Origin of the sequence: Pseudoduganella sp. R-43 (assembly GCF_049913255.1) — a bacterium.
Classification (GTDB): domain Bacteria; phylum Pseudomonadota; class Gammaproteobacteria; order Burkholderiales; family Burkholderiaceae_D; genus Rugamonas.
The window spans coordinates 21,457-43,115 of sequence record NZ_CP183988.1; the positions used below are offsets into that span (position 1 = coordinate 21,457).

General features: G+C 62.2%; 25 protein-coding genes. 14 read left to right on the forward strand and 11 right to left on the reverse strand.

From position 1 onward, the window contains the following. Positions 1–30 precede the first annotated feature (30 nt). From ACN9M3_RS00070 to ACN9M3_RS00125, 12 genes are all read left to right on the forward strand, one after another. Positions 31–984 (forward strand): aspartyl protease family protein, encoded by a 954-nt coding sequence (locus ACN9M3_RS00070; RefSeq protein ID WP_426319756.1) that lies wholly within the window; start codon positions 31–33, stop codon positions 982–984. Between the two features lie 34 nt (positions 985–1,018). Continuing rightward, positions 1,019–1,324: a hypothetical protein gene (locus ACN9M3_RS00075; RefSeq protein WP_426319758.1), complete on the forward strand. Its 306-nt coding sequence runs from the start codon at positions 1,019–1,021 to the stop codon at positions 1,322–1,324. Between the two features lie 58 nt (positions 1,325–1,382). Further along, positions 1,383–1,847 carry a hypothetical protein gene (locus ACN9M3_RS00080; RefSeq protein WP_426319760.1) on the forward strand — a complete coding sequence of 155 codons (465 nt, stop codon included), beginning with the start codon at positions 1,383–1,385 and terminating at the stop codon, positions 1,845–1,847. A gap of 488 nt (positions 1,848–2,335) precedes the next feature. Then, positions 2,336–3,598: a TonB C-terminal domain-containing protein gene (locus ACN9M3_RS00085; RefSeq protein ID WP_426319762.1), complete on the forward strand. Its 1,263-nt coding sequence runs from the start codon at positions 2,336–2,338 to the stop codon at positions 3,596–3,598. A gap of 65 nt (positions 3,599–3,663) precedes the next feature. Continuing rightward, entirely contained in the window at positions 3,664–4,323 is a 660-nt protein-coding gene (locus tag ACN9M3_RS00090; RefSeq protein ID WP_426319764.1) for a TetR/AcrR family transcriptional regulator, read from the forward strand. Between the two features lie 94 nt (positions 4,324–4,417). Then, positions 4,418–4,690: a type II toxin-antitoxin system Phd/YefM family antitoxin gene (locus tag ACN9M3_RS00095; protein WP_426319766.1), complete on the forward strand. Its 273-nt coding sequence runs from the start codon at positions 4,418–4,420 to the stop codon at positions 4,688–4,690. Further along, positions 4,687–5,010, forward strand: a complete 324-nt coding sequence (locus tag ACN9M3_RS00100) for a type II toxin-antitoxin system RelE/ParE family toxin (RefSeq protein ID WP_426319768.1) — start codon at positions 4,687–4,689, stop codon at positions 5,008–5,010. Before ACN9M3_RS00095 ends, ACN9M3_RS00100 begins: the two co-directional genes overlap by 4 nt. Before the next feature lie 142 nt (positions 5,011–5,152). Next, positions 5,153–5,488: a c-type cytochrome gene (locus ACN9M3_RS00105; RefSeq protein ID WP_426319770.1), complete on the forward strand. Its 336-nt coding sequence runs from the start codon at positions 5,153–5,155 to the stop codon at positions 5,486–5,488. After that, positions 5,485–6,852 carry a D-arabinono-1,4-lactone oxidase gene (locus ACN9M3_RS00110; protein ID WP_426319772.1) on the forward strand — a complete coding sequence of 456 codons (1,368 nt, stop codon included), beginning with the start codon at positions 5,485–5,487 and terminating at the stop codon, positions 6,850–6,852. The genes ACN9M3_RS00105 and ACN9M3_RS00110 overlap by 4 nt, the downstream gene beginning before the upstream one ends. Before the next feature lie 8 nt (positions 6,853–6,860). Beyond that, a complete protein-coding gene (locus ACN9M3_RS00115; protein ID WP_426319774.1) occupies positions 6,861–8,138 on the forward strand; it encodes an alanine racemase in 1,278 nt (425 codons plus the stop codon). 258 nt (positions 8,139–8,396) lie between these two features. Beyond that, positions 8,397–8,903, forward strand: a complete 507-nt coding sequence (locus ACN9M3_RS00120; protein WP_426319776.1) for a hypothetical protein — start codon at positions 8,397–8,399, stop codon at positions 8,901–8,903. A 34-nt stretch (positions 8,904–8,937) separates the two neighbouring features. Beyond that, positions 8,938–9,321, forward strand: coding sequence for a type II toxin-antitoxin system CcdA family antitoxin (locus tag ACN9M3_RS00125; RefSeq protein WP_426319778.1), 384 nt, complete (start codon positions 8,938–8,940; stop codon positions 9,319–9,321). A gap of 68 nt (positions 9,322–9,389) precedes the next feature. Here ACN9M3_RS00125 and ACN9M3_RS00130 read toward each other — a convergent pair whose 3' ends face one another. After that, positions 9,390–9,686 (reverse strand): helix-turn-helix domain-containing protein, encoded by a 297-nt coding sequence (locus ACN9M3_RS00130; protein ID WP_426319780.1) that lies wholly within the window; start codon positions 9,684–9,686, stop codon positions 9,390–9,392. Positions 9,687–9,870: 184 nt separating this feature from the next. On the opposite strand from ACN9M3_RS00130, the gene ACN9M3_RS00135 reads away from it, so the two are divergent. Beyond that, positions 9,871–11,880 carry a neutral/alkaline ceramidase gene (locus ACN9M3_RS00135; RefSeq protein WP_426319782.1) on the forward strand — a complete coding sequence of 670 codons (2,010 nt, stop codon included), beginning with the start codon at positions 9,871–9,873 and terminating at the stop codon, positions 11,878–11,880. 24 nt (positions 11,881–11,904) lie between these two features. Here ACN9M3_RS00135 and ACN9M3_RS00140 read toward each other — a convergent pair whose 3' ends face one another. Further along, positions 11,905–12,210, reverse strand: coding sequence for a hypothetical protein (locus tag ACN9M3_RS00140; RefSeq protein WP_426166389.1), 306 nt, complete (start codon positions 12,208–12,210; stop codon positions 11,905–11,907). A 242-nt stretch (positions 12,211–12,452) separates the two neighbouring features. Here ACN9M3_RS00140 and ACN9M3_RS00145 point away from each other — a divergent pair, with 242 nt between their 5' ends. After that, positions 12,453–12,674, forward strand: a complete 222-nt coding sequence (locus ACN9M3_RS00145; RefSeq protein WP_426319784.1) for a hypothetical protein — start codon at positions 12,453–12,455, stop codon at positions 12,672–12,674. A 1-nt stretch (position 12,675) separates the two neighbouring features. Here ACN9M3_RS00145 and tssF read toward each other — a convergent pair whose 3' ends face one another. From tssF to soxX, 9 genes are all read right to left on the reverse strand, one after another. Continuing rightward, positions 12,676–14,352, reverse strand: coding sequence for a type VI secretion system baseplate subunit TssF (tssF, locus tag ACN9M3_RS00150; RefSeq protein WP_426319786.1), 1,677 nt, complete (start codon positions 14,350–14,352; stop codon positions 12,676–12,678). Positions 14,353–14,354: 2 nt separating this feature from the next. Further along, the gene (locus tag ACN9M3_RS00155) at positions 14,355–15,113 is read right to left on the reverse strand and encodes a hypothetical protein (protein ID WP_426166398.1); all 759 of its coding nucleotides are present in this window, start codon (positions 15,111–15,113) and stop codon (positions 14,355–14,357) included. A 93-nt stretch (positions 15,114–15,206) separates the two neighbouring features. Further along, the gene (locus tag ACN9M3_RS00160; RefSeq protein WP_426166401.1) at positions 15,207–16,469 is read right to left on the reverse strand and encodes an NAD(P)/FAD-dependent oxidoreductase; all 1,263 of its coding nucleotides are present in this window, start codon (positions 16,467–16,469) and stop codon (positions 15,207–15,209) included. 13 nt (positions 16,470–16,482) lie between these two features. Then, positions 16,483–19,383 carry a diguanylate cyclase gene (locus ACN9M3_RS00165; RefSeq protein ID WP_426319789.1) on the reverse strand — a complete coding sequence of 967 codons (2,901 nt, stop codon included), beginning with the start codon at positions 19,381–19,383 and terminating at the stop codon, positions 16,483–16,485. 2 nt (positions 19,384–19,385) lie between these two features. Then, positions 19,386–19,688, reverse strand: a complete 303-nt coding sequence (locus tag ACN9M3_RS00170) for a c-type cytochrome (RefSeq protein ID WP_426319791.1) — start codon at positions 19,686–19,688, stop codon at positions 19,386–19,388. Further along, positions 19,685–20,362: a sulfur oxidation c-type cytochrome SoxA gene (gene soxA, locus ACN9M3_RS00175; RefSeq protein ID WP_426319796.1), complete on the reverse strand. Its 678-nt coding sequence runs from the start codon at positions 20,360–20,362 to the stop codon at positions 19,685–19,687. The genes ACN9M3_RS00170 and soxA overlap by 4 nt, the downstream gene beginning before the upstream one ends. A gap of 122 nt (positions 20,363–20,484) precedes the next feature. After that, positions 20,485–20,808 (reverse strand): thiosulfate oxidation carrier complex protein SoxZ, encoded by a 324-nt coding sequence (gene soxZ, locus ACN9M3_RS00180; protein WP_426319798.1) that lies wholly within the window; start codon positions 20,806–20,808, stop codon positions 20,485–20,487. 1 nt (position 20,809) lies between these two features. After that, entirely contained in the window at positions 20,810–21,253 is a 444-nt protein-coding gene (locus ACN9M3_RS00185; RefSeq protein WP_426319800.1) for a SoxY-related AACIE arm protein, read from the reverse strand. Further along, the gene (soxX, locus tag ACN9M3_RS00190) at positions 21,250–21,612 is read right to left on the reverse strand and encodes a sulfur oxidation c-type cytochrome SoxX (protein ID WP_426319802.1); all 363 of its coding nucleotides are present in this window, start codon (positions 21,610–21,612) and stop codon (positions 21,250–21,252) included. Before soxX ends, ACN9M3_RS00185 begins: the two co-directional genes overlap by 4 nt. Between the last annotated feature and the right edge of the window lie 47 nt (positions 21,613–21,659).

Below are 21,659 nucleotides of genomic sequence, written 5' to 3' on the forward strand. Positions count from 1 at the left end.
AGCAAACTTATAAATCCTCGTCCAACACCCATGCACTTCCTCGCCCGCACCCTGCTGGCGGCCCTGCCGCTTGTCGCCATGCCCGCCTTCGCAACAACGACCTACCCTCCTTCAGCCTACCGCGATGGCGCGGTCAAATGCCAGCAGCTGCGCCAGCTCGATTGCGCGGAAAAGAACTGGGTGCAGTACATCAAGATGAACCCTACCGACGTGCATGCCATTGCGAGCCTGGCGGTGATCTATAGCTGGGACGAAAAGCACGCACTCGCCATCGTCCAGGCAGAAAAAGCCATCGAAATGGGCCAGGGAACTTACGACCTGTTCGCAGCCTATGCACGAAGCCTGGAGAAGGTGGGCCGCATCGACGAGTCGATCGACTGGAACTACAAGACGCTGGCGATCATGCCCAAGCTGGTGAATGTGCGCGGCGACCTGGCCAGGCAGCTGGTGGCGAAGAAGCGGGAATACGAAGCCTTGGCGCTTCTGGCCTCGTTCGACGCCACGCTGGAAGAGAAAGGCCATGGGCACTACTTTGACGGCCAGCGCATCGCCATCGAAACGACGATCGAACGCCAGGGCCAGGCACTGGCCGGCGCACAAAAGAACCTGCGCCTTTCCAAGACCGGCGACCATTTCTACGCACCGGTGCGCATCGGCGACGCACGCCCGACGGCGTTCGTTGTGGATACCGGGGCCGCCAAGACCATGCTTAGCGAAGATATGCTCGCCGGCTCCAGGGCAAGCTACAAGGTGCTGCAGCCCAAGGTCGTGATCGGCCTTGCCGACGGCCGTCGTTCCACCGCGCGACTGGTTGTGCTGGATGCGCTCAATGTCGGGCCTTTTGAGCTGCGCAAAGTCACCGCCATTGTCTGCTCTACCTGCGTACCGCTTTTGGGCCAGGCATCGCTTTCCCAGTTCAATATGGCTTCGGCCAAGAAGCAGGGCGTGGAGTTCATGACGCTGGAACCACGGGCGGTACGGTAACGGGCGCTGAAATCCGCGAACTATGAAAGCAGCTATGACAGATCCTGAAACCAAACAGATGGCCGAATTCCTCGTGAAGATTGAATTGACCCTTGCCCAGGTGTTGGATGCCCAGCGTGAGCACAACAAGTCCGAGCGCGATTGGTTTGCTGCGGATATTCGACTTCGAGAAGAACAACTCACTCTCCAGCAAGCTCTGCTTCAAAATAATAGGGCCGCCCAACGGAAAAGCACGCGCAATGTGCTGGTGATGGGAATGTTGGCCGGGGCCATGCTCTTGCTGGGGCTTGGGCTTCTAACGGAGCCTTGGTGGATGCCAGTGGTCTCGGGCGGCCGATAAGGTGCTGCGAGACACTGAAAGGCATGGTTCTTTCAGAAACGGACTAACCGCCCCCCTCATGACAGGCAAAACCATCGCAGTCACCCAGTTTGACGGCACCGTCACGCTGATGAAGATTGACCTGGCCACCTGTGCCAGGGAATTTGTTCCGTCCACGGAAGTAGACGAAGAGAAGGTCGCGTTCGGGCTATACGAGATTGAAGAGAGCGGCCATCACGTGGAATCGATTGTCTTGCTGGCGACTCCTGATGGGCCCCTTCTGATTTTCAACGACACCCTGTACCACCCTGATGCCGATGAAACCAAAGTGGAGATCGCGGATCAGGAAACGGTCTCGCACTTCCGCGTTCTTCATCGCGGCACACCAGTTTTCGAGTTGGCTTACGAGAAAAAATCTGCAATAGGCCTACACCCCTATGCTCGACATCGCGAAGACGTGGACTTCTACTTCTGGCTCAAAAGCAAAGTCAACGAGCCGGATTTTTATCGCGCCTACACCAGGGAAATTGTCTTCGTGACGTAGTTCAGTGTTGCGTATTTCACCCTATCAGTTGCCAGTTGATTAATAGCCACCTGCCTTTGTGATAGTCTGTGCTGATGTCCTCAGCAATCACACTCGGCCGACTCAATAGCTTTCAGCGCGAACCGTGGCGACTGAGCTCTGCGCTCGTGATCTCCGCATTCGTGCACGCACTGCTGTTGAGCATCAGCGTGGGTGGCCAGACATTCGGGCTTCCCGCCCTCAAGTTCCCGTGGCAAGAACGCCGCCTGGGGGCCAACGATTTGCAGGTCTTGCTGCTGCCGGCCCAGCAGCCTGCCGCACCCATATCGGGGCCGCTGCAACTACCAGCGGAACCGACGCGGCCAACAGTCCCCGCGCCGGCCCCGCCAATACCCGAAAAGACCGCGCTTGCGAGTACCGTGACAACCATGCCCATGTCACCTCCCGCCGTGCCTCCAACGCCGACACTTGCGCCAACGCCCGTTCCCGCGCCGGCACCAGAGCCCACAGTGGCGTCGAAGCGCCCCGATGTTCCGTTGCCGACAGCGCCCGCCGCGCCGCCAATCGTTACGCCCAAGGCGAACGACATCCCGCTGAAGCAGCCCGAGCAGGAAACCCGGGAGCGCTCGCATGAACAGGCCAAGCTGGAGCAAGAGCAGCAAGCCGCAGAAAAGCTGCGTCAATCTGAGCTGATCGCCGAGGCCGAGCGCGAGGCCACGCGCCAGGAGCAGCTCCGCCAGGAAACCGCCCGCGCCGAACAGGCAGCGCGTATCGAGGCTGCCCGCCTGCAGGCCGAACGCCAGGAGGTTTCTCGACAAGAGCTGGCACGCGCCGAAGCCGAGCGCGTGGAGGCTGCCCGCAAGGAGGCCGTGCGCCAGGAACAAATCAAGCAAGCGCAGCTCGAAGCAGCCCGGCAAGAGCAATTGCGGCTGGATGCCGCGCGCGCGGAGCAGGCAGCCAAAGCGGAGGCTGCACGTAAGGACGCCGAACGTCAGGAACTCACCCGCCAGGAGGACGCCCGCCGGGAGCGCGCGAAACAAGAAGAAACGGCACGGCAAGAATTGGCCCGCCAGGAGCTGCAACGCGCTGAAACCGCGCGCCTGGAAGCAGCGCGCAAGGAAGCCGCCCGACAAGAGCAGGCGAAGCAGGCGCAGATCGAAGCAGCACGTCAGGCGCAGCAACTGGAAGCTGCCCGCCAGGACACAATCAGGCAAGAGGCGGCCAGGCAGGAAGCAGCCAAGCAGGAGGCTGCGCGCCAGGAACAGGCAAAGCGCGAGCTGGCGCAACGTGAGAAGGCCAAGCAAGAGGAAGAGCGTGAGGAACGCCTGCGCGCCATCGGCCGGCAACTCAACGAAGAGGCGGCCCAACGCGATGCGGCGGCGAAGAACCCATCACGCTCGCTGCTTCCCACTGTTAGTGGCCTCCGCCGCGGCTGGCTTTTCGGGCGTGCCGATCCGAACATCGACCTCGTTCAGTACGCGGAGGCGATGAGCAAGAAATTTGAGCTGAACATGGCGTTCGACATGCTGCGCGACGTGGTCAAACAGCGCCACGTGTCACCGATGGTGACCGTCGCCATCCGGGCCGACGGCTCCGTGGAAAAGGTGACTTTTGTCGTCTCCAGCGGCGTGGCCGCAATCGACGAAGCAATCCGAAAAGTCATCTCCAGCCAGGCGCCTTATGGCGCCTTTCCACCTGCGCTCGCGCGCCAATATGACGTCATCGAAATCCGTCGGACATGGGTGTTCGACACTGCCATTCGCTTGCAATAGGCTGGTTGCCCAACAAAAGGCCGCATGCTAGTCTCGGTCGCGTAGAGCGAACTTGAGAAAACCGAATGAACAAGTCCAACAGCGTAGAGCTTCGAAAGCTGCGTGAATCCGAGCAGCGCCGCAAAGACATCATCAAGGCCGTGCGTGCCTTGATCAAGGCGGGCGGTGCGCGCGAGATTACGCTCCGCAAGGTAGCGGAGAAGGCCGGCTTTTCGACGACCGTGGTCTACAACCTGTTCCAGAACAAGGCTACGCTGATCACCCAGGCGATGGACAGCGACCTGCTCGACCTGGTCAAGGCCATGCGCAACGCCGTGGATGCAAAGCTGCCGCACCTCGAAAACATCCGCCGCGTAGGCCGTGCCTACGTGACCTTTGGCATGCGCCACCCAGACCAGTACGCGCTGGTCTTCATGGAGCGCAGGCCGCACGCGCCGATTGAGAGCTCCCGTGTCGAACACGGCAACCAGGCGCAGGACCCGTATGCCTTCGCTTGTCAGCTCTTTGTCGACCTGGCTGGCACTGGGCAGATTCCACTGGACCAGGCGGAAGCGATCGCCCAGATCTTCTGGGAAGGCCTGCACGGCATGGTGTCATTGCGCCTGGTATTCGGGGAGAACGAACCGTGGTTCGAGCATGACGAATTCAATCGGCACCTGGATGCATTGATTGACGTGCTGTTGGCCGGTATCCTGCATCGCTTCGCCCCTACCGCCTTGAGGTGATGCTGATGAGTGAAAGCCTCACAGTTGGGGTTTCATCTGCTGGACACTGGACTAAAAAAAGACCAAAATTGGTTCATAGGATCCAGGACTCCACATGAAATACTCAGCCCAAGTCAAACCAATCAGCTACCTGAAGAGTAACGCTGCAGAGGTTATCAAAGAACTCACCGAGTCGCGCGAGCCCATGTTGATCACCCAGAATGGCGAAGCCAAGCTCGTCGTCATGGATGTGCGTTCATACGAAGAGCACCAGGAAACCCTTGCCATGCTTAAGCTACTTTCCATAGGCAAGAAAGAGGCGCTCAGTGGCGAATATCGCGACGCGGAGGATGTGTTCGCCGATTTCGATAAGAAAGATGGCGAGTGAAAGTTGTCCTGCTCGCTGGCGCCGAGCAAGATTTGATTGAGCTACGAAATTATGTAATCAAGAATTTCGGCAAACTAGCTTGGGTTTCGACATACCAACAGATTAAGTCCGCGATTCGTTCATTGCGCGACTTTCCCACGAGCGGTGCCATTCCTGACGAAATCGCAGAGCTTCAGCTTGGGCAATTCCGCCAGGCTATTGCAGGCATGAACCGCATAATCTATGAAATCGTCGGGAACGTGGTCTTCGTCCACATCATTTGCGACACTAGGCGCCAACTGCGATCGATCCTTACCAGGCGGCTTCTGCGCGCGAAATAACGTTCGAAAAACTCGTTGTAGCATTTTCGACAATGCATCCGTGCCCCCAGGACAAAAACATTGTTTTTTTCGAAGTTCATCGTTATTCTCGCTTGACGTTGTCCCACTTGAAGAAGGGGAGTCGATGCGGGCGTTGTTGCGAATGGCGATTCTGGCAGGCCTGTGCGCCTGTTCTGCTGCCAAACAGGAGCCGGCTGCGGCCGACCTGCAATGGGCTGATACGGCGCGGCCGGGAGAGTTGCGGCTGGCCGAGCGCTACGAGCGTTCGTGCATGATGTGCCATGCGCGAAACGGCAGCGGGGCGCCGCTGGCGGGCTTCGCGCCGCACTGGAAGCCGCGTCTCGACAAGGGCATCGACCAGCTGGTGCGGCATGCAAGCGATGGCTTCAACGCCATGCCGGCCATGGGCCAATGCAACGACTGCAGCGCCGATGACCTGCGGGCTCTCACCCTCTTCATGGCAAGGAGCGGATCATGAGGCAGCGTCGCCTGTTCCTGAAGGCCGGCGCCATGGCGGCGGCGGCGGGTTTGCTAACGGGTCGTGCGCACGCAGCGCCGATGCAACCGCGTCCCTTCCGTTGGAAGAACTGGTCGGAAGTGCAGCAATGCCAGGCGCAATCGCTTGCCACGCCGGCCGACGAGCAGGCACTCGCAGACCTATTGCGCAATGCTGGCGGCACGGTGCGCTGTGTAGGCGCGGGCCACTCCTTCACTCCCCTGGTGCCTACCAACGGCACGATTATTTCGCTGGAGCGCATGTCCGGCGTGCTGTCGCACGACAAGGCGGCCATGACTGCCACGCTGCGCGCAGGCACCCGCCTGGCTGCGATCTCGCGCGAGCTCGATGGCGTTGGGATGGCCTTGCGCAACCTGCCGGATATCGACATGCAGTCGCTGGCAGGCGCCATCAGCACCGGCACGCACGGCACGGGGGCGAACCTGCAAGCCATGCATGCGGACGTGATGGCGCTGCGCCTGGTCACGCCGCAAGGCGAGATCGTGGAGTGGGACCAGGAGCGCCATCCCGAGCAAATGGCGGCGGCGCGCGTTTCCCTCGGCAGCTTGGGTGTCATCACGCAGGCGACCGTGCGGGTTGTGCCATCCTTCAGCCTGCACCGCAAGGTGTGGCTGCGACCTGTGGGTGACATGCTGGAGCAGGCCGGCGAGCTGGCGCGCAAGCATCGGCATTTCGAGTTCTACTACCTTCCCTTCACCGGCTTTGCAGCGGGCATTGCGCATGACGAGTACCAGGGCGGCGATGTGCTGGTGCCGCATTCGCAGGATGAGGAGATGTTGAGCGACCTGCGCAAGCTGCGCGACTGGCTGGGCAGGTTCCCCGACCTGCGGCGCTGGGCGGCAGGCAAATTGATCGATCCGGACCTGACCGAGGAGGCGAAGAACCGCTCGTGGAAGCTTCTCTCCACGGTACGGCCAACGCGTTTCAACGAAACGGAATACCACGTGCCGCGCGAGGCGGGCATCGCCTGCGTGCGCGAAATCATCGCTGCGCTGGAAAAGCGCAATGAAGTGTTCTTCCCGATGGAGTTCCGCTTCATCAAAGGTGACGATGCTTGGCTCAGTCCCTTCCACAAGCGTGACAGCTGCTCCATTGCCGTGCATGCGGCGCATGGGGAGGCTTACGATTACCTGGTGACCGAGCTGGGCCCGATCTTCCGCAAGCATGGCGGCAGGCCGCACTGGGGCAAGCTGCACAACCTCACGGCAAAGGAGCTGGCGGCGCTTTATCCGCGCTGGAACGACTTCCTGGCGCTACGGCAGAAGATGGACCCGCAGGGCCGCATGCTCAATCCGCATTTGCGTTCGATGTTTGGGGTGGCGTGATGGTGGCGTTGAAACGACGTGCTGTGATGACGGCCATCGGCGCAGGACTGGTGGGCGCTGCTGCGCTGGCGGTCCGCCCGCGTGACAAGGGTGCGCCGCATGCGGAATACTTTGCGCGCGCTTCCAGGGCCTTACGTGCGGCAGGTATTGCCACGCCTACCATGGTGATCGACCGCGACCGCCTTCTGGCTAATGCGCGCCAGGTAATGCGCAATGTGGATGGGCGCCTGCCGTTGCGCTTGGTGGCCAAGTCCCTTCCCTGCCTGCCCTTGCTGGATCTACTGATGCAAACCATGCAGACGCGCCGGCTGATGGTGTTCAACCTGCCTTACCTGCAGCAGCTTGCGGCGCAGCGCGGGGACGTGGACCTGTTGCTCGGCAAGCCTCTCCCTGTTGCTGCGGCAGCGGAGTTCTATCGGAGCTTCCAGGGTGGGCAATTCAATCCGGAGCGGCAGTTGCAGTGGCTGGTGGATACGCCGCAACGCCTGGCACAGTATCGCGACCTGGCAAAGGCGCAGCAGCTGGATATGCGCGTCAGTCTGGAGATCGATGTGGGCTTGCATCGTGGCGGCGTGGATAGCACGCAGATGCTGCAGCAGATGCTGGCGATCCTGCGTGAGGAGCCTCGCCTTAAATGGGCGGGAATGATGGGATATGACGCGCACGTTGCCAAGCTTCCATTGGCGAGCTTGCGCAAGAAGGCGCTGGTCGAAGCCAAAGCCATCTACCGTGATTACGCCGGGATTGCTACGCAGGGCATGCGCACCCAGGGCGAGGCAGGTGCGCTGGTGTTCAACGCGGGCGGTTCACCGACCTACCGGCTGCATGACGGCAGCGGGGCTGCAAACGAAATTGCGCTGGGCTCCGCGCTAGTCAAGCCGAGCGACTTCGATACCGACTTGCTGCGGGATTTGTCTCCAGCTGCTTTCATCGCTACGCCGGTGCTGAAGGCCGATAGACGCTTCCAGATGCCGATTGGCGTTGAGGTGCTGGGCGATGCGGCGCGCGCATGGGATGTGAACCAGGAACACGTCTACTTCGTCTATGGGGGCAACTGGATGGCGGAACCGGTGTCGCCGGCGGGGCTGGCTGCTAGCGGCTTGTATGGAAATTCGTCCAATCAGCAGGCCTTGCTAGGGTCGGGGGCGCAGCAATTGCAGGTCGACGACTACGTGTTCTTCCGGCCGCGGCAGAGCGAGGCAGTCCTGCAGCAGTTCGGCGATATCGCTGTTATGGACGATAGGAAAATTACGGAGCACTGGCCCGTCATGCAAGCCATGCCGTAAGCCAGCGCACCGTAACAACAGCTAACTCAACATTGCAGTTCTACGATCATGGCCTTATTCCGTGGCCCGCTCGACGACGGTCTATTCAGGTCCACTTTCGGCTATTCGCCACTAATTCTCACTTGCTCCGGTCTATCGCGGTCCCAGATCTCCCGGCATCGATCCAATTCGGTCCAGCGATCTTCGGAAAAAATATAAAGTGAACTATTTTCCCGTTCCACGATCCAACCTTTAGCTCATTTTCGAAAGGGTTGAATCATGGGATACGAAGCAAAGCAGCCTGTCGACATTCCAGTAGCCGATTTTTTGGAACTGGAGTTCTACCTAATGGATGTGCGCCCTGGCGTCAAAACAGAGGCCTTTATCGCAGAACTCGTGAATCGTTGGCTCAAGACCGAGCTGGAGCGACGCGACTTAAAGGACAGAGGACATTCATTGCGTGGGTTTCAGTGGAAGAGCTTATTTCTTCCCGAAGGAACTAACCTGCGAACGAGCTACTGCAGCGTAATCGAATTCGCAAAAGTTGTAGGCGATCGTATCGTTGCAGAGGACGGCGCAATGTTGACGCCCTCGCAGTTTGCTAATCGACGCGCCAAAGGGCGCAATGCATGGCGGTTCGTCTGGCTGCGCTTTCCTGGCGACGACTATTGGATTCGCGCCGAGGATCGCAGACTACGGTGTGACGACCTGCTGTCTAAGCAATCTAAAACACGGGGTGAGCTCTCTAAAGCAGTCTCTCGCGGAGGACCAGAGCATCTAACTTAATCTAAAGATTTCCCAGCAAGGGCGCTTTCGGTCTATGAAATCAGGCGCCCTTGCAATTCTGGATCTGTTTAGTCAAGGTTATCGCGTTTTAGAGCAAACTAGACAGGGCATTCACGGAAACAGGTGTGCATTACGTGCCCTCACCATTGAGGCACTCCCGAATCATATGAAACCCGCACGTACCAGACCCAAGCTGCCAGATAAAAGAGCCACCAACATTACCCTGTCCATGGACGTGTATCTGGCAACCAAGAGCTTGGGCATCAATACTTCCCAGGTTTGTGAGCAGCGCTTGCGTGAAGAAATGAAGGCGAGAGGAGAACAGCAATGGAATGAGGAACATGCCGCCTTTCTCGATGCTTATGACGAGCGAATAGCCGAGGAAAGAGTTGCTCTGCAGGAGTTGCGCGCATTCTGATGGCTCGCTTTGACATCCACATCAATCCTGGGCAAAAGCATTTGAAGGGTCAAGCCTGTCTCTCTGGACTAGACAACGTCGGCCAGTAGTCCTGAGGGCAGGCGTTGCAGTAACTCGTGATCTTTCGGCGCAATCACCAAGGCCAAGCCAAGTCCGTCCAATACCGACAGAAGCTTGTCGGTGCGGATGCCTCCGGCACCATTCTCGAGGCGCGACAGCAGGTCCACCGAAACGCTGATCAGCGCCGCGGCATCGTCAATGCGCAGTCCTTGCTGCTTGCGATGCGCTCGCACTTGCCGGCCAACGTCGGCCAATTCGCGTACAAGTTGCACGGCAGGCAGTGCGGGTAAAACAGTTTGGTTCATATTTCGGAATTTCAGAAAAATTGGCGGTGACGATCAGTATATCCCACGTATTTCTGATATTCCGAAACTGACAGCTTCTCACTTGCTACTGTGGCGTTTTGACCAAGATCATCGGCAAAAAGAAAAACGCTGTTATTCTCCAAGTTCGTCGTTTTTCAAACAGCAGCGGCAAAAGGGGACGGTCATGACGAAATATTTTCGGTTCGTGCGCCTGGTTTCTCTGTTGGGCGCAAGCGTAGTTTGCAGCACGGCATTTGCAGATCCTTTCCTGGTCGGGCGCGGCATGTCCGACATCACGGGCGAGGCGGCCGAAGTGGGCATGATGGGCTATGGCTCAACCTCGCAGGTGACGGCCGGCATCCACATGCGGCAGCGGGCGCGGGCTTTCATCGTGGTGGACCAGGCCAGCGGCAAGCGCATGGTCTTCGTCAACAATGACCTGGGCATGGTGTTCCAGGGCGTGCAGCAGGCGGTCTTGCGGCAGTTGCAGGCGAAGCATGGCAGCCTGTATTCGGCGGAGAACGTGATCCTGTCGGCGACGCATACGCACGGCGGGCCTGGCGGCTTTTCGCACTACGCGCTGTACAACTTCACTACCTACGGTTTCAACCAGCGTACCTTCGATGCGATTGTCGGCGGCATTGTAGCGGCCATCGACAAGGCGCATCGCGACCTGAAGCCGGGCAGCATCGCGATCGGCAAGGGCGAGTTGACGGATGCGAGCAATAACCGTTCGAACCCGGCCTACCTGCGCAATCCGCAGGCGGAGCGCGAGCGCTGGGGGCGCAATATCGATCCGGAGATGACGGTGCTGCGCTTCAGGCAGGGCGGCAACGATGTGGGCGTGATCAGCTGGTTCGCCACGCATGGCGTGTCGATGACGCCGCAGAACCGCTTGATCACGCCGGATAACAAGGGTTATGCGGAATGGCGCTGGGAGCACGACATGAAGGGCGTGCGCTATAACTCGGATGGCGATTTCGTGGCGGCCTTTTCGCAGTCGAATGCGGGCGACATGACGCCGAACCTGAACCTGGACGGCACAGGGCCTACGGCGAATGAGCTGGATAACACGCGCATCATCGGCGAGCGGCAGTTGCAGAAGGCGCTGGCCATCTATAACGGCGCGCTGGAGCTGCTGGCGGGGCCGGTGGATTACCGGCAGCGCTATATCGACTTTTCCCGCGTCACCGTACAGGCGCGCTTCGCGGATGGCGTGGTGCGCAGCACCTGTCCGGCAGCCATTGGCAGCGCTTTCGCGGCGGGTACCGAAGACGGGCGCGGGCTGGATGGCTTCAATGAGGGCGATCTGACGGGCAACCCGTTCTTCCAGGCGCTGGGCGGCATCATCGCGCCGGCGCCACAGTGGGTGCGCGATTGCCAGGGCGTGAAGCCGGTGCTGCTGTCGACGGGCACGCAGGCGCCCTTCCCCTGGTCGCCGGAGGTGCTGCCGATTTCCATCGTGCGGATCGGGCAGTTGGCGATTGTTGCGGCGCCGGGGGAGTTCACCATCATGTCCGGGCGGCGCGTGCGCGAGACCGTCAAGGCGGCGTTGGGGGATAGCGTGAAGCACGTGGTCTTTGCCGGGTATGCGAATGCCTACTCCGGCTATGTGACCACGCCGGAGGAGTACGACGCGCAGCATTACGAAGGCGCCTCGACGCACTTCGGCAAGTGGACGCTGGGGGCTTACCAGCAAAGCTTCCATGAGCTGGCGACCGCGATGCGGCAAGGGACTGCGGCTGGCGCCAGCGCGGCGGTGCGGGATTTGAGCGGCAACCAGATGTCGTTCCAGACTGGTGTGGTGCTGGATAACACGCCGATCTTCAAGAGCTTTGGCGATGTGGTGCAGCAGGCCAATGCGAGCTATTCACGCGGCCAGCGTGTGGAAGTTTCGTTCTGGACTGGGCATCCAAAAAATAACCTGCGCCTGAACGGCAGCTTCCTGGAAGTACAGCGCTGGGACGGCTCGGCGTGGCGTACCGTGGCGGTGGATGGCGACTGGAACACCAGCTATCGCTGGGTGCGGATCGATCCGGTGTGGGGTACTTCGCAGGCGGTCATTGGCTGGACGATTCCGGCCGATGCGGAGACCGGGCAATACCGCATACGGCACAATGGGGACTACAAGAACGGCTGGAACGGCGCCGTGTATGGGCTGAGCGGGACCAGCAGGACTTTCGTGGTGAACTGAGGTTCCGCCGGCCTGGCCGCCGCACTAGGCGAACGAGTGGCTCGTTGCGGCGGCATACAGCAAGCCATACACGGCGAACAGCGCCGGCGCCAGCCAGAATTGGTGGGCGAGCGACCGGCTCCTGAAGAACAGCGCGCCGCCAACGGCGCCAAACAGGAGCAGGTACGGCGCCAACGCCATCGTCCCGAAGATCACTTCATACCCGACCGCGTCCCTCGCGAGGAGGAACAGGATGAAGATGATTGCCGAATACACGACCGTGATGAGTCCAATGATGCCGGCAGTGATAGGGTGGCGGCGGATAACTGCTTCTTCCTGCATTGAGTCCATGCTTCGGTCGTCGGGTAATTGTCAAAACGGAAACGATAGCAGAGTTGATTTTTTCCGGCCACACGTTTGGCTTGATCGTTCTCACAGTTCGCACCTGCCTGCGCTGCCTACAATCGGGTTCGCGTGCGATTTGAGGAGCCTACGATGGAATTCCGGGTCTTTGATGACAAGTCAGGAGCATTCGTCTTTACCGCGCCGGGTTCGCAGGAAACGTCCGACAAGTTCGACCGGCTGGTGGGCAAATGAACAGCCGCCGCTGGCCAAGCTGTACCTCGGCTCGCGCCAGGATGATGGCATGCCGGGAGCAGCGATCCATTGACGTGAGCCTGCCGCCGCCCGATGCGCAGGTTGCGCATTATCGAGAACTTGTGGCCGCGATTGACGACGCGCTTTCCGGCGACATTGTGCAGCGCAGGCCTCATGGCGAGGGATACATGAAATGGCCGTGGCAAGTCTATAGCTGATTCACACGAGCTGCCGCGTGCCGGCGCGGGGCGTGGAAAGGTAGAGGATTCGGCCCTGCCGGTTGGCGATGCGAAGTTGGGCGAAGCGGTTTTCGCGCAGCTTGTCGGCAAGCGCGGCGGCCAGGATCTCGCCGAGCACGTGGATGCTGTGGCCACGCAGCCCATTCTCATCGGCCAGCAGGGTGAACTCTGTGCCGTGCATGTGAAGCCGGCCCATTGGGTGCACCAGCCAGGCGGCGGATGGCTTGGCGAACAGGCTTTCCAGGCTTTCGCTGAAGGGGCAGCCGTGGAGTTGCAGCAGCTTGTGCAGGGCTTGCAGGCTGGTGTCCAGCGTGTAGAGGCTGTCGCATAGTTCGCCAGGGCTGGCAAGGCGCTGGCCACCTGCCGGGCCATGGACGAAGCTGATCGGAAAGGCGCCGGCGCTTGCTTCTGTCGTCAGCCTGGCGCCACGCTGCGGCAATTCATTGTTGGTGCACGTGAGCTGCACCGCGATCGTTCCTGTATCGAGCCTGGCGGGGCGCTGCTCGCGGTCGATGAGGGCAAGGGCGAAACCTTCCTGTTCGTCCAGTTGCCAGTAGGGGCCTGCCGCCGTGTGCGCAGCGCCGTGGAAAGGCGGCAGGACGCGCTCGCCGTTGCGGCTCATGAGGGAGACCTTGTCGACGCTATAGATCTCGCATCCCGGCTGGTCCGGCGCAAGCGGGTAGGACTCTTTTCTGCCGTCCAGGCGAATCGGGTCTGCGGCCTGCAGGAAAAGATTGACGACCGGCGTGCATGAGAGCTGGAAGTTTGCGGCGCCGGCACGGCGAAGTTCCGGCTCGCAGCCGGGAAGGACGACGTGCAGCGTGAGGCGCTTGCAGCCGGGCGGACAGCGCGCGGCGATGGCCTGCAGGTCAAGGTCGATGAAGTCGAACTGTTGCGGCATGTGGAAGAACTCCGTCAGCAGCCGCTGGCTTTGCTGGCCGGCGCGCGGCGGCAATACAGCTTCTTCGATCCCGGTTCCGGCCGGTGAGAACGGCGATGCAGGCAACAGGCGCCAACTGCCTTCGGCTTCCAGGCATACGCACAGGCGGTGCATCAGGATGGCGTCAAGGAGCGTTGCGCGCAACGGCGCGTCGCCATCCAGCCACAGTCGCAGCGTGGCGATGGGCGGCTGGTCGAATGCGGCGCTGCCGGCGGTGGCCTCGAGGCTGAGGCAGAGCGCCGACCTGGCTTCGCTTGGGAGGCGCAGCGTTGCCGGCAGGTCGATCGTCGGCTGGAACCTGGCGCCGGCGACAGCAATAGGGGCAATGCGGACATCATAGGCAGTCGCGAACTTGCTGCCGCCGCAGCGCAGGATTGCGCCGCGCGGCAGGCGGCTGGCGGTACTGATTTCGTTGGAGCGTGCAGCCGAGGTGTCGACCTGGATAATGCCGCAGGCGGGAACCAGGCGCAGGTAGTGCGGCTGAAGCGTTTGCAGGAGAGCCTTGTGGAAGTCGTTGCGCCCATCCTCGATGGAATGCTGCATGCTGGCGTTGAGCAGCGCGATTGATTGCAGCAGGCGCTCCACTTCGGGATCGGTGCTGGCGCCGGCTTCCAGTTCAAGCGCGGCGGCGGTTTGCGGGTGCGCGTCGGCATACTTACGGATGGTCCGGCGCAGGCGTGTGAGCTCTTGTTCGTAGTGATGCAGGAGCTTGTCCATGCTCAGCTCCCACTGCGCAGGTTGACGACAACCTTTACCCCCGAATCGCGTTCGAAGCGGCGCAGGCGAAAGATCCACAGGTAGGCATGCACCACCATGCGGGAGAAGGCGTGCATCGCCATGGGCGTGGTGAAGAGGGCGCAGATTGCAAGGCTCGCTCCGGCACGGTCGTAATCGATGCTGGCCGCGAGAATGGGCGCGCCGGCGGCGGCGGCGGCGATCATGGACCAGCCGTCGATGCGGCTTGGCTCGGTGGCGTGGCGGCCAACGTGGTTGAGCAATCCACTCAGCGAACTGGCGGTGATGGCATCGCCTTTCAGCTGCTCCGCCAGCCATGTTTCGAAGCAGTGGCCGGTGTTCTTGCCGGTGGCCGTGCTCCACAGGCGCACCAGTGCCAGGGCCGCGCCGCATACGGCCATGATGGCGATGACCGCCAGCCAGGAGCCTGCCGGCATCGCGTATGCCGCCAGCACGATCACGGGCGCGGCGAGCATGCATAGGGGGACGATGTAGATGAAGGCCAGCGTAATGATGGCGATGTCCAGCAGGCGCTCCGGATTGCCGTGCCTTGCAAGGCGCCACATGTAGAACACGCCCCCGAGGTGCACCGCCGTCAGGCAGAGCTGCAGGCGCATGCCAAGCGGGTTGACGCTGATGGGCATGGCAAACAGCGACAGCAACAGGAGCGAGGTGCCCCATACCAGGGCGGAAAAATGCCAGAGATTGGGACTGCGCTGTGCGGCGGATTGTGGCTTGGACATGAGGTCACCATTAGTCAGGGGATAGCCCTGCCAATGGTGGCACCCGGGAGCAGGTCAGCGTTTGAGGTGAAGCAAAGGTGCAGCGCGCGGCGGTCAGGAAAGCATGTCGCTCCAGATGTTTTGCGCCCAGCTGTCGGCGTAATGCCCTTCGAGCTCCGACGGGCCGGGGCTGACGCCGCCGCTGCCGGGTACCACAAGCAGCGTTTTCTTTTCGGCGTTGTAGGCGTGCACGCTGGCGACGTGGATCACGTCCTTGTCGCTTACATAGCTGTAGCAGGTGTTGGTCAGCAATGGCGTCTGCTCGGGCACGCGCCCGCTTAGCAGGTCGACCACGGCGGCGGCGCAGACCTTGGCGTGCTGGTTGGCCATGTGGCCGGACTTGGGCATCAGCGGGGAAACCTGGATGGCGTCGCCGATCACGTGGATGTTCCTTGCCTGCGTGGATTCGAAGGTGATGAAGTCGACTTCGCACCAGCGCTTGTTCATGTTGGCCAGGCCGGTCTGCGCGGCGATCGCGCCGGCCCGGTGGGGCGGCACGATGTTCAGCACGTCGGCCTTTACCTTGTCGCCCAGCTCGGAGATGGCGGTGCGGGCGGCCACGTCCACGTCTACCGTCTTGAAGCTCGGGCGGTACTCGATGATGCCGGCGTAGCGTTCTTTCCAGACCTTCTTGAACAGCGGGCCTTTGCTGACCACGTCCTCGTTGGCGTCGAGCAGGAGGACCCTGGATTTCGGCTTGTGCTGGCTGAAGTAGTGGGCTACCTGGCAAACGCGTTCATAGGGGCCGGGCGGGCAGCGGTAGGGTGCGGGGGGCACGGTCATGACGAATACGCCGCCGTCGTGCATGGCTTCGAGCTGGCCGCGCAGGGCGGTGGTTTGCGGGCCGGCTTTCCAGGCGTGCAGGATCTTGTCCTGCGCGCCTTCCACGCTCATGCCTGGCAGCTCGCCCCACAGGAATTCAATGCCGGGGCTGAGGATCAAGCGGTCGTAGCTCAGGACCTCGCCGCTTAGCAGCTTGATGGTGCGCTTTTCCGGGTCGATGCTGGAGGCGCTGTCGTGCAGGATCTTCACGCCGTGCCTGCGCTGCAGCTCGTCGTAGCTGCGGGTCAGGTCTTGCAGCTTGCGCGAGCCGCCCAGCACCAGGTTTGAAAGCGGACAGCTGACGAAGCTGGCATTCGGTTCGATCAGCGTGACGTCGATGCCGCCCTGGCTCCACAGGCGCACATGCTTGGCGGCTGTGGCGCCGCCGTAGCCGCCTCCGACGACCACTACGTGCGGCCTGGCCTGGCCGCCGATGCTGGCACAGCCGGTCGTGGCGGTGAGGATCGCTGCTTGCACAAATGTTCGACGGTCCATGGTGCCTCCTCAATCAGGTTTGCATTGCATCTTCCACATAACTGATACGGTCGCGTCCTTCGCGTTTCGATCGGTACAGGGCTTCGTCCGCCAGGTGCAGCAGCTCGGTAGCTGCAACCTGCCGTTGCGGTGTGAACGCCACCACGCCGAAGCTGGCGGTCACTGGCAAACCTGCCTCGCCGCCAATGTCGACCGGCTCGCTGCGGATAGCCCGGTGCAGGGTTTCGATGCGGGCAGCGCCGGCTGGCAGGGTCAGGCCAGGCAGCAGTACGATGAATTCTTCGCCGCCGTAGCGGCCTACGGCGTCGTAAGAGCGCGTTGCAGCGATCAGGCGGCGGGAGGTTTCCACCAGCACGGCGTCGCCTGCCAGGTGGCCGTGCGTATCATTGACGCGCTTGAAGAAGTCCAGGTCGAGCAGGACCAGCACGAAGCTTTCGCCCGTGCGCTGGCATTTTCCGATTTCGCGCTCAAGGATTTCCATCATCGCGCCTCGGTTCCAGGTGCGTGTCAGGGCATCTTTCAGCGCCCTGACACGCAGCGCTTCCTGGGCCTCTTCCAATTCGCGCGTGCGTTCCTGCACCATGGCTTCCAGCTCTGCTTCGTGGCGCTTGTGAACCAGCAACCGCATGCGGTGGAACAGCAGGAAGCCGAAAATCACGGCCGCAGCGCACAGGGCATAGAAGGGATAGCTGCGCCACCACGGTGGAGCGATGGAGAATGCGAGTTCGGTGGGCTTCGGCTGCACGGCGCCTTCCACATCCACGGCCATGGCCTGGAAGCGGTAGTCGCCGGCAGGCAGCGCGGCGTAGCGCATTTCAGGCAGCACTGATTCGTTCCACTGGTCTTCCATGCCGGCCAGGCGGTAGCGGTAGCGCAGGCCTTGCCGCCCTTCGAACTGGAGGCTGGCGAGGCGGAATACCACCGGGTCCTGCGACCATGGCAGGCGCCCGGCATTTGCTGGCAGCGGGCGGCCGCCGCGCAGGGCTTCTTCAATCACGGCTTCCGGCGTGCTTACCTCGAACAGGGTTTCCGGGCGCAGCACGTGGGACAGGCCGTTGCTGGTGACGATCCACATCGAGCCGTCCTTGTCCTCGTAGAAGCCCACGCCATTCAGGTCATTCCACACCAGGCCGTGGGTCTCGTTCAGCATGCGCCAGCGGCTTCCATTCCAGACGGCGAAGCCGGCGTCGGTGGCGATCCACAGCCAGCCGCGGCTGCCTTCGAACATGGCGTACATCGTGCGGTCGCGCAGCACAGGGGCTTCGATGCGTGTCGCCTTTGCTTCGCCCTGCACTTTCAGGCTCCACAGCGTGCCGCCGGTGCTGGCCCACAGGGTGCCGTTGCGCGAACAGGCGATGCCGTCGAAGGTGCCGTCGCCTAATGCGGCGCCGAACTCCAGCGCTTTCCACGCAGTGCCGTCGTAATGCAGGATGTCGGACTGGCTGGGCAGCCAGATGCCGCCTTGCGCGTCCATGCAGCCCGGGCCGACCGGGTTTTCGGGGTGGCGGTTTGCGGTGGACGGCATCTTTACCACTTGCGGCTGCGTGCCGGCTGGCGCGTTGTCGGGCAGGGTGTAGACGCCTTTCCAGGTGGTGAGCCACAGCTGGCCTTTGCGGTCGGCCAGCACCTGCGAAATGAAGGGCAGCCTGGCGACCAGTTCGGTCTTCCGGGTGTCCGGCAGGGAGCGCATCAGCATGCCGGAATAGCTTCCGGCCCATAGCCTGCCGTTGCGGTCCGTTTCCATCGTGGACCATTGCTGGTCGGCCAGGGCTGGCGGGGTTGGCGGCGTTGTGAACCCGTTGGCGCCGGGCTCCATCACGGCGTGGCCGGAACGGGTGCCTACGTGCAGCCGGCCTTCGCGGTCGCGCTTGACGGAGATGATCACGTCATCCGGCAGGCCTTGCTGCATGGTCCAGCTTTCCCAGTTGCCGTAGCCGCGCCAGTGCAGCAGGCCGCGGCCGCGCGTTGCCAGCCAGGTGCCGCGTCCGCGATCGCGAAGGATGTCGGTGACGCCGCCGCCCGCATCGAGGCCGTTTTCCTTGCCGTAGGACTCCCAGCGGCCCTGGCGCCAGCGCAGCAGGCCGTTATCGGCGTTGGTAAGCACGTTGCCGCTGTCGTCGATGTGCAGCTCGCTGCGCAGCATGTGCTTGCGCATTACGTCTTGCGACGGCGTGCGGTCTTCGAAGCGCGTTGCGCCCTGGGGCAGCGTGAAGATGCGCTTTTCGCTGCGAATCCAGAGGTTGCCGGCCCTGTCGCTTGCAATGCTGGTCCATTGGTCGTGCGGCAGGCCTTCCTGTTCGCTGAATACGCGGATGTCTTTCCCGCTGGCCTGGCAGAGCGATTCCTTGCATGCCATCCACAGCGTGCCTTTTTCGTCGACGTGGACGCTGCGGACCGATTTCAGCTCGGCGTGCGCCTGCAGCGCGGCGGCGTCGAAATACTGGCGGATGCTGGTGCGGTCGCCCTTCGTAGCAAGGGCGAACAGATCGCCCTCGCTTGCCAGCAGCGTTTCGCCGGCGGGGCTTTCGGCCAGGGGCTGGAGCGGCCATACGGGCAGCTTCTTGCCTTCCCATAGCACGGGAACCAGGCGGTCCTGCTGCAGCCGGTACAGGCCCGCATGATTGCCTACCCAAAGGGCGCCGGACGAGCTGCTGTGCAGGGCGGTGACGAAGGTGTCGTCCATTGCCTGCGTGCTGCCGTAACGGCGGAATTCCGCGCCGTTGTAGCGGAACAGGCCATTCTCGGTGCCTACCCACAGGTAGCCGCTGGCATCCTGGGCCAGTGCCGTGAGCGAAAGGTTGCCAAGGCCTTCGCTTTGTCCGAAGTGTTGCAAGGAGATGTGCTGGGCGCCGGCGCCACATGTGGTCAGCGCCAACGCCGCAGCCAGCAGGCTATGGGCCAGTTTGAATCGCATTTTTATTTTTTCTGGGCGGCGAAGTACGCTGCCAATATTTCCAATTGTTCGTCAGTGTACCCTTTGGCGAGCTGGGTCATGATGGTGGCGGGGCGTTTGCCGGATTTGAAGTCCCTCAGCGCGGCCTGCAGCTGGTCCTTGGGCTGGCCGGCCAGCGGCGGCAGCGCATTGCCTTGCGTGGCGCCGTTGGTGCCATGGCAGCCGGTGCAGCTGGCTGCGAGGCGGGCGCCGTTCGGGATCGCTTCTACGGCGGCGGCGGGGAGCGTGGCGGACAGCGCGAGCATCAGTGCGGCGATTGTCTTCATGGGCGGACTCCTGGGGTTTCTAGTGGCATGCCCTGGGCGCGCAGGGCAAGGTAGGCTTCGAGGTCTACCAGGTCGGGGGCGCCGTAAGGAGGGACTTCGGCTCGCACGCCGCTCATGCAGTTGCGCAGGCGGCGTTGCAGGCTTCCTGCGCCTTGCCATTCCAGCCGGTAGATGGGATAGGCGTTGGCGTGGCCTTGGGGGATGGGTGCGCCGGCCAGGCGTTTGCCGGCGTTGTTGTCGTGGCATTGGGCGCAGCTCAGGTTCAGCTGGCCGATGCGGGTAGTGAAGAGTTTTTGGCCGCGATCGGCGGCTTGCCTGGTTTCCTTGTCGGCTGCCGGCGTCACAGGCATGCCGCGGCTTTGCAGGGCGATGTAGGTTTCCAGGCCCAGCAGGTCGGGTGATTCTGGCTTCAGCGGGGCGGCCTTCAGGGCGCCGGTGCGGCATTGGTTGACCTGGCCGGATAGCGTGATCACCTTGCCGGCTGATTGGCTGAAGCGGGGGAATTTTGCGGCTGCGCCGCGCATGCTGGACTTGGCGTCGGTGTGGCAGGTGGCGCAGGATTTGCCGTTGCCGCCGATGGGGGCGCTACGCCAGAGCGCTTCGCCGTTGGCGACCCAGAGAATGGCGGGGTTTTGGGTGTCGTCGGCTTGCATCGCTTGCGTGGCGGGGGACATGTAGTCGCGGCCGGATTTGCGCTCTAAAACCGGTAAACCAGGGTCAGACCCGGAGGGTCTGACCCTGTCTGCGCTGGCGGCTGTGGTGACGGCTAGCGCCAGTAGCAGTGCGAACGTTGGCTTCATGGTTGCACCTGCAGCTGCCTGGTTTCGGTTTGTGCGAAACTGTTGTCGCCGGTCCAGGTGAATTCGAGCGGGCCGCTGGTGGCTGCCTTGATGAAGAAGGCTATATACGGGTTGGCGCTCGTGGCGGGATGCAGCTCGGCGCTGATGACCTGCTTGCCGTTGTAGCGGCATTCGAATTTGCGGATGATGTCGCGCGGGAGGGGCTTGCCGTCGGGGCCGGGGCGGAAGCCGGTCTCCATCGTGTGGGCGATCAGGGCGCGTACTTCGATTATCTCGCCGGGCCTGGCGCTGGCGGGCATGTGGATCAGGGCGCTGGCCATGTCAGATGGGCTCCCCTTCTACGCAGGCCGCCAGGGCGACGATCACGTCGACCGTCTGCTGCCACCATTGGCCGTCGCTGGTGCGGGCCAGGGCGGTGAGCGTCTGGCTGGTGGCGAGGCGGATGCGGGTGCTGATTTCCGGCGTGCCGGCCAGGGCCGTCAGCTTGAATCTCGCGACGTCGGGGAGCGGGTTCTTTTCGTTGAAGATGGCGATGTCGGTGACGTGGGCTTGCTCGGTCATCGGGCTGTCGACCCTTACCGTGATGGGGACTGCGTTGCCGTTGTCGATCAGTTGGGCGATGTCGATCTGCACGCGGCCGCGCTGGATGCTGGCGTTGCTGGTGTAGGCGGCGATGGCGGCTGTCATCTCGGCGGGCGTCGCTCGGGCGGGGCGGACTAGCGCCAGTAGCGGCAACGCGGCGAGGAGTTGGCGGCGGGTGGTCATTTCTTTTCTGCGGCCTTGAGCGTGACGAGGTAGGCGACCACGTCTTCGATCTGCTGAGCGGTGAAGATTGGCTTGTCGCGGTAGGCGGGGGCTACGCGTGTGAGGCCTTCCGTTTTGGCGTATGAGGGCATGATGGTGCTGGGGTTGATGGCGCTGCTGTCTGCGATTCGCTGGCGGAGCTCGGACCTGGTGTAGCGGTCGCCGACGCCGGCGAGGTCGGGGGCCAGGTTGCCCTGGAAGCGTTCCTCGGGGATGGGGGCGCTGTGGCAGAGGAGACAGAGGCCTTGCTGGCGGCTGGCGACGATGGCGCGGCCGGTTTCCGCGTTGCCTTCCTGGGCTTGGGCGGTGTTGAGCGTCAACAGGGCTGCAAGCCAAAACCGGTAAACCTGGGTCAGACCCAAGGGTC

Excerpts from the sequence above, each read along its gene's own strand:
- ACN9M3_RS00075 (WP_426319758.1), top strand. The coding sequence starts at position 1,019 with ATGACAGATCCTGAAACCAAACAGATGGCCGAATTCCTCGTGAAGATT.
- ACN9M3_RS00160 (WP_426166401.1), bottom strand. The coding sequence starts at position 16,469 with ATGGACCGTCGAACATTTGTGCAAGCAGCGATCCTCACCGCCACGACC.
- ACN9M3_RS00135 (WP_426319782.1), top strand. The coding sequence starts at position 9,871 with ATGACGAAATATTTTCGGTTCGTGCGCCTGGTTTCTCTGTTGGGCGCA.
- ACN9M3_RS00090 (WP_426319764.1), top strand. The coding sequence starts at position 3,664 with ATGAACAAGTCCAACAGCGTAGAGCTTCGAAAGCTGCGTGAATCCGAG.
- ACN9M3_RS00185 (WP_426319800.1), bottom strand. The coding sequence starts at position 21,253 with ATGACCACCCGCCGCCAACTCCTCGCCGCGTTGCCGCTACTGGCGCTA.
- ACN9M3_RS00170 (WP_426319791.1), bottom strand. The coding sequence starts at position 19,688 with ATGAAGACAATCGCCGCACTGATGCTCGCGCTGTCCGCCACGCTCCCC.
- ACN9M3_RS00070 (WP_426319756.1), top strand. The coding sequence starts at position 31 with ATGCACTTCCTCGCCCGCACCCTGCTGGCGGCCCTGCCGCTTGTCGCC.
- ACN9M3_RS00140 (WP_426166389.1), bottom strand. The coding sequence starts at position 12,210 with ATGGACTCAATGCAGGAAGAAGCAGTTATCCGCCGCCACCCTATCACT.
- ACN9M3_RS00110 (WP_426319772.1), top strand. The coding sequence starts at position 5,485 with ATGAGGCAGCGTCGCCTGTTCCTGAAGGCCGGCGCCATGGCGGCGGCG.
- ACN9M3_RS00080 (WP_426319760.1), top strand. The coding sequence starts at position 1,383 with ATGACAGGCAAAACCATCGCAGTCACCCAGTTTGACGGCACCGTCACG.
- tssF (WP_426319786.1), bottom strand. The coding sequence starts at position 14,352 with ATGGACAAGCTCCTGCATCACTACGAACAAGAGCTCACACGCCTGCGC.
- soxA (WP_426319796.1), bottom strand. The coding sequence starts at position 20,362 with ATGTCCCCCGCCACGCAAGCGATGCAAGCCGACGACACCCAAAACCCC.
- ACN9M3_RS00105 (WP_426319770.1), top strand. The coding sequence starts at position 5,153 with ATGGCGATTCTGGCAGGCCTGTGCGCCTGTTCTGCTGCCAAACAGGAG.
- ACN9M3_RS00145 (WP_426319784.1), top strand. The coding sequence starts at position 12,453 with ATGAACAGCCGCCGCTGGCCAAGCTGTACCTCGGCTCGCGCCAGGATG.
- ACN9M3_RS00120 (WP_426319776.1), top strand. The coding sequence starts at position 8,397 with ATGGGATACGAAGCAAAGCAGCCTGTCGACATTCCAGTAGCCGATTTT.
- ACN9M3_RS00130 (WP_426319780.1), bottom strand. The coding sequence starts at position 9,686 with ATGAACCAAACTGTTTTACCCGCACTGCCTGCCGTGCAACTTGTACGC.
- ACN9M3_RS00095 (WP_426319766.1), top strand. The coding sequence starts at position 4,418 with ATGAAATACTCAGCCCAAGTCAAACCAATCAGCTACCTGAAGAGTAAC.
- soxZ (WP_426319798.1), bottom strand. The coding sequence starts at position 20,808 with ATGGCCAGCGCCCTGATCCACATGCCCGCCAGCGCCAGGCCCGGCGAG.
- ACN9M3_RS00165 (WP_426319789.1), bottom strand. The coding sequence starts at position 19,383 with ATGCGATTCAAACTGGCCCATAGCCTGCTGGCTGCGGCGTTGGCGCTG.
- ACN9M3_RS00155 (WP_426166398.1), bottom strand. The coding sequence starts at position 15,113 with ATGTCCAAGCCACAATCCGCCGCACAGCGCAGTCCCAATCTCTGGCAT.
- ACN9M3_RS00125 (WP_426319778.1), top strand. The coding sequence starts at position 8,938 with ATGAAATCAGGCGCCCTTGCAATTCTGGATCTGTTTAGTCAAGGTTAT.